Consider the following 6,000-nt stretch of genomic DNA (forward strand, 5'->3'; position numbering starts at 1 on the left):
CTACAATAGTGTTGAATTCTCCTTATCTGTATTTATGCACAATCAATTAGCCTGATGATTGAATATGAGTGAGTAAGGCCCTAGCATAGGACACAAGCATCCTGTTGTTTATTATTCAGCTTTCTTCATCTATATAGATATGCTGAAGCTTATCCCGATAATCTGTTATCAGTCTGCGCAGGCTTTCCTTATCGGGATCATTTATCATATTATGAAAAGCATCCTGTATATCATGATGCAGCATTTCAATCAGCCACTGCTCATAAATATCAACAAATTCCTCTATCTGCGGGATTTTCGGAACCGGCTTTAGACTCATCCAAGATTTCAATGCCTGTTTATAAAAATCAGCATCATCATCTAAAGACTCTTGGAGATCTGTATACTGATTCTTCTGCAATGCATTCCATCCAAAGTCCCATGTCAGCATAATTTTATAGAGTTTGCTTTGCATACCAATATGCAGAATTTTTAAATTTTGATAATTCATTCTTTCAGTATCCGTTAAGTTCTTTTCATTATCTTCAATAACCTTCAACAGCTGCTTTAGTCTTTTACTTTTTTCTGTCATTCTGTAATTCTCCATTCCTGTATCAAATGCTTCCAAATCATTCCGGTTGTCCAGTATTCCTGCATAGCATAGCCGTCTTTCCCCATATAGCTTGTCATATCGTGCCGGATCAGTTTATGTTCGACACTATCATAGGGTATCTGACTTGATGTTATCAGTGTACCACTCCCCTGCTTTTCATCATTTTTCCCACCATGAATATATGGATTTAACCCGCTTGCAGCAGTACCCGGATGAAGCATATCCGTACCCTTCATTCCATATGGCGGAATGTTTACCTCCGGATTCAACTGACCGCCAGCATACTCATCGCCAACTTGATAAAAGTGTGAAATTTCATGTACCATCGTTATTGCTGTTTCATCACCGTTTTCAAGTATAACAGTCGTATCTGCACCAAACGTAAAGCCGCTTAAAGCGTCCTTTTGATCATTCAAATCCATTTTTGCCGGAGACAGACCGATAACACCGTCGCATTCAAATTCATTCTTTAAATGCTTTAACAGATTCCAGGTACGAAGTCTGCCAAACCATGTGTCCAGATCATACACATCCCCTCTTATATCCAAAGAATCATGCAGTATCAGCTGCAATCCGTTCCGGGATAAGGGAAGCCTTTTTAATATCTCATTATGCCAGGCTTGCATTTGGGTATTCGTGACGGAAAGCTCCTTATTTTTCTTAGATGTCAGAAGCGGTACAATCAGGAATTTCTTCACTGGTATAACGGTTGTATTAACACTCTCTTTTTTGCGGGTATCCCCTATCTGTACCTCAAACTGCATATCCCCCTGTTGAATATCTGTATGTGGAATATAAAACAGGATCTCATCTTTGTTTGTTTCCTCCGGGTGATAATCAAGCTTTGTATCTGAATTGTCCAGAGTGGCTCTGGCAGCCTTTTGCAAGCTTTGATCGAAACAGGAGTCCTTAGATTTTGCGAGCAGGATGCTGTCACGCTTTGCCACATGTGTTGAAATCGCAGCAGGTGTGCCATCGTGTTCATTGATACCATATCCGAGTGCCTGATCAAAAACAAGCTCATAGTCACAGGATGTTTTCTGCGAAGCACTCTCACAGCCAAAGCAGCTTATGATCAGAATAAATAGAATGAATTTCTTCATAATTGCTGAAGCTGTATAAGTTCGGCTTGCATCGCGATGATTTCATCAGGTCCCAGACTTGCATTTTTTATTTTGTTATACAATGCATTCACTTCACTGAGAATCAGCTCCCAGTGTACCATCTCTTCTTTCATCTGGTGAAGCTGGCCCTGTACTTTTTTAATTTCATCTACCTTATCATCATATGACTTTTGTACATTATTTTTTTCTGTTTGACTACATTGATAATCATACTTTGCGGATTCCAAATCACGACTGATTGCTGCCAGTCTTTCTTTGGAGGCACAATATTCCCGATAGGCTGCATCTGTGTCTGCTTCCTGGTCATTCAGCAGCTTGTCAAAAGCCAGATAAGCTCCATATCCGGGTACCCAGAACCATCTTTTTAACAGCTCATTTTGTTTCTCTGCTTTTCTTCTGGCGCTTTCGAGTTTTTCCTGTGCTTTGCTGTATGCTTCTTGTTTGCTTATATAGGAAGCATTATATGCATCATATAAATTCTTTCTGCCTTCATATATGCTCTCCTGCTCATGAGTTTTCTGTTTCAATATTTCCATATGTACATACAGAGCAGATAGATTTGCATTCAATTGGTCACATAGCACTTTTTTTTCATCGAATATCCGATGGACCCTATTTCGGTTTTCATCGGCCTGGATTCTGATCTGCTCAAGAGAATCCAAAATGCTCTGTTCCTGCCGTTCCAGCCTGGCTATATCCTCATCACTAAGATCCATATGAATGGAGTTTTTTTGCAGCATCTGTAAAATCTGTTCCATGATTTTTGTCAGCTGCAGATTAGCTGAATCCGTCTTTTTCATGTTTTTATCTGCGCTATTATCTTTATTTTCCATAAGCTAGCCTTTCAGTGTACTGATTTTTTTATTGCTTTCTGCAACCTGCCGATTCAGGTTATTTGCAACATTACCAGCTGTTTTAGAAGCCAGATCCCAGTGCTGTTCTCTGCTCATTTCAGCCTTATCTGCTTTTGTAATTGTCTCGTTTAAACGGAATCTTGTATTTTCAGCACCATTGATAAAGTCTGTGGAAATGCTTTTTACAGCTGCCCACTGTACCATATACGTCAGTAATGGGATCATAACACTGTCTGTGTAATAAAATTCAATGCGTTCTTCTTTGTCAATTTCCTGAAGATCTTGAATCGTATCCTTTAAATCAGATGTGGCAAGAGCCTTGCAGCATTTTTCCATGGATGTCCAGAATAAAGCGATGTCCATAACAGCAACAACAACATTTTTTAAACAGGATACAGCAACTATCAGGGAACGAACAGCTGCTTCCACACTGTTTTTTTCAATTACCATCGTCTTCAGTCGATTTGTATATTTGGCAAGATTGGCTAATTGCTTTGTCTGTTCCTCTTCCAAACGAATCAGCTCAGCATTGATTTCCGTTAATCTCTTGCTGCGGTTTTCCTGTACGCTGCTTTCCTTCTGTGACTGCTCGGCAATTTGTGAAGAAACACCATGTAAAGCTGCACTAATGCTCTTAAGCGCACTTGATTTTTTGTTAACCTGCTTTTCTGCTTCCGTAATTTCAATATCCTTAGCACGGATGTCAGACCTGATGCTTTCCCTTTTTTCATCATTATCCGCTGTTTCAAGAGCTTTAACAAGTTCCTCTTTCTCTTTCTTCAGACTTTCGAGTCTATCCTTTGCGGCATTTGCTTCTTTTTGTGCAGTGTCAAGCTTTTCCTTATCCTCAGTTGAGCTTTCTGTAGAACCTGATTTCCCTGCCACATCAGCTGCTACAGAAGCAGCACTGCCAAGAAATGAGAATACAGCGCCCATGATGTCCATTGTACGCTGATGCTTTTCAGCATCCAGCTCTGCCTTGCTAAGCTTCTCATATTCGGTCTGCAGCCTGGTCAGACGTTTCTTAATTTCCTGTTGGGCAATATCCGCCGCTTCCTGCTCACTTTGAAAATCCGCCATCTCCTTCTGTATCTGATCCTGATGTGCATACTGGCGATTGTTTTCGTCAATAGTGTTTTTTAAGGTTTCTGAAGTATCCCCCGCCATTTTCTGATAGTCCTTTGCCAGCTGCTCCGCCTGTCTGCTCATTGTACCTGCAATTACAGAAAAGCGTTCCAATTTCTTGATTGCAACCTTTTCCGCACCCTTAGTCAGCCAATCAAAGAAACCAATCAAATCATGAATAACAGCAGAGGACTGTCTTGCGAAATCGTCAATCACATTGATTCCCTTATCGTTTAAATCCATCAATGTTTTCTGCAGATCCCATATCTGCGTTTGTACATCAAAGCCATACACCGCATGATATGCAACATTTAGCAAATCTACAGAATTATCAAGATTCTTGAGTACGGTGTCCAAATCCATTTTGTGAAGTATATTCTTTTTCTCTGTCACCACTAGTGTAGAGGATGCATCCGGGGCTTCTTTCAGGCTGTATGTCTCTCTAATTCCACCACAGTCCATAGAAATTGTATGATCCTTTTCAACCTTTAAAATTAAATCATTTGCCATTGTGTTTTACACTCCTTTTCTTTATAAGGAATCATAAGTATGCGCATAACTGATTCATCCTGTACATACTGTAATATATTTCTGCATCTTGGTGCTTCGGATCTACATGTCATGCGAATATAATAACAAATACTGCAATTTGCTTATTATAAAAGAACCGGTTCCAAGATAGAATCGGCTCCTCTTTTTGGTTGTGAACTAAAGATGTTTCCACTTCATATTATTGCCATTTATTATATCTGTTTTATCTACGAAACAGCATTTATCCGCACTGATGGAATTCGGCAAATGATACACCTTGGTTTTTTGATTCAGGTCATATTTATGTGTAAATTTTCCCTTTGCAATTTCAAAATGATTATGATTTCCTGTAGCTCTGCCTGCAGTTCCCGCATTCGCTATCTGTGTGCCCTGGCTATATTTTACACCAGCTCTGATACCGTCAAGATTGTTGTCGTGTATAATCATAATCGTAGCATAGTCTATTGTTCCATCCGCAAATCGAACCTTGTTCTGAGACTGCCAGAATACTGCATTTCCCAGATCCGGTCCATCAACGCCGACACAGACTACATCAAAGGGAGCATATAAAGGACTGCATCCACCTTTATAGCCTGCTAAATCAAGCGCATTAACTCCCTGATGTGAGTATGATCCGTTATTACCCTGCGTGATATTCATGTGTTCCACAGGAAACAGAATATTCTGTATTCCGTCTTTTATGCTTTTTTGATGTGCTTGCATTTTATCTTCTCCTTTATGTTACATTCATACTGATTTTATTGAAGAAAGCTCTGCTTTTCGTAATCAGTTTCTTTACATGTGTGCATTATTCCCGCATGTGCAAAATAATCCTATCCGAAAATATATTGAACAGGATCATGCTTACGCTTACATTCCTTCCGGAATTTTAAAACTCAAAAGTGTCTCACGAACATCAGCATCCTGAGGCCACTCATCACAGAAAACAAGATAGTTGCTCATTTTCTCTGATCCCTGATATGTACCGATGCAATACATATCATCCAGCATAACGGAATTTGCATCAGCTGTTGTATTTGTTTTTTTCAAATACATAGTATATGCAATTTCATACTTGTTCTGTGGAGTGACACTGAGGAAATCTGACATCTCATCATTTCCCAGCGGTCCAACAAGAACGCGTGAATAGCCACAGCCCAGATAAGCCGTTAAGCTTTTGTGAATCACCATGATATGCAGATGATCGAGATAATTGATAACATTCTGATGCGGTGCACAGGCAGGCCGATTATAATGAATATCAACAGCAGCATACGTTCCTGATTGGTTCTTTGTAATCGCCATTCTACTCCCTCCTTCCATCCTCAGGATATCAGAATACCAATATGATGAGTGATGATTATCTTATTTGTACGAATTAAAGGTTCTGTTATGCAAACTCGTTATTTATTATAATTGGTTTTCATCAAGCAGTTTTCACACTTTTTTATGATAAAATTACTTTTCCCCATGCCCCTATCCTGGATTGTATACTCCATATCGCATCATGAAATCTCATTTATATAATGAGCAGCTCTATCCTATACTTATACAGGATAATATGCATCATAGCTTAATTTATCACCGTAATAGCATTTCTCGTTCTTGTGAATAGTGGTTTGGTAAATAAAAAAAGAGTAATTCATCGGGTATCCAAAATATTTGGGGGGCTAAACTTTAGGGGTCAATTTAGGGGTCTGAACTTTGAGGGACACTTTAGGGGGATAAATCCCAAAAGAAACAGGTGGCATTCATCTGTTTCTTTTTCTATAAT

6 protein-coding genes are annotated in these 6,000 nt (G+C 39.3%); all 6 read right to left on the reverse strand.

Going from position 1 to position 6,000, the window contains the following annotated elements:
- Positions 1–115 precede the first annotated feature (115 nt).
- The 6 genes from KSZ58_RS12155 to KSZ58_RS12180 all read right to left on the reverse strand — a co-directional run bounded on the left by KSZ58_RS12155 (position 116) and on the right by KSZ58_RS12180 (position 5,531).
- Positions 116–571 (reverse strand): hypothetical protein, encoded by a 456-nt coding sequence (locus KSZ58_RS12155; protein ID WP_008816510.1) that lies wholly within the window; start codon positions 569–571, stop codon positions 116–118.
- Positions 568–1,695, reverse strand: a complete 1,128-nt coding sequence (locus KSZ58_RS12160) for a hypothetical protein (RefSeq protein WP_008816509.1) — start codon at positions 1,693–1,695, stop codon at positions 568–570. The genes KSZ58_RS12155 and KSZ58_RS12160 overlap by 4 nt, the downstream gene beginning before the upstream one ends.
- Positions 1,692–2,549: a hypothetical protein gene (locus KSZ58_RS12165; protein WP_009270668.1), complete on the reverse strand. Its 858-nt coding sequence runs from the start codon at positions 2,547–2,549 to the stop codon at positions 1,692–1,694. Before KSZ58_RS12165 ends, KSZ58_RS12160 begins: the two co-directional genes overlap by 4 nt.
- A gap of 3 nt (positions 2,550–2,552) precedes the next feature.
- Positions 2,553–4,205, reverse strand: coding sequence for a hypothetical protein (locus tag KSZ58_RS12170; protein ID WP_008816507.1), 1,653 nt, complete (start codon positions 4,203–4,205; stop codon positions 2,553–2,555).
- A gap of 198 nt (positions 4,206–4,403) precedes the next feature.
- Positions 4,404–4,949 (reverse strand): M23 family metallopeptidase, encoded by a 546-nt coding sequence (locus KSZ58_RS12175; protein WP_009270669.1) that lies wholly within the window; start codon positions 4,947–4,949, stop codon positions 4,404–4,406.
- 147 nt (positions 4,950–5,096) lie between these two features.
- A complete protein-coding gene (locus tag KSZ58_RS12180) occupies positions 5,097–5,531 on the reverse strand; it encodes a hypothetical protein (RefSeq protein WP_008816505.1) in 435 nt (144 codons plus the stop codon).
- Between the last annotated feature and the right edge of the window lie 469 nt (positions 5,532–6,000).

The organism is Erysipelatoclostridium sp. DFI.2.3 (assembly GCF_019132535.1).
GTDB lineage: Bacteria > Bacillota_I > Bacilli_A > Erysipelotrichales > Erysipelotrichaceae > Clostridium_AQ > Clostridium_AQ innocuum.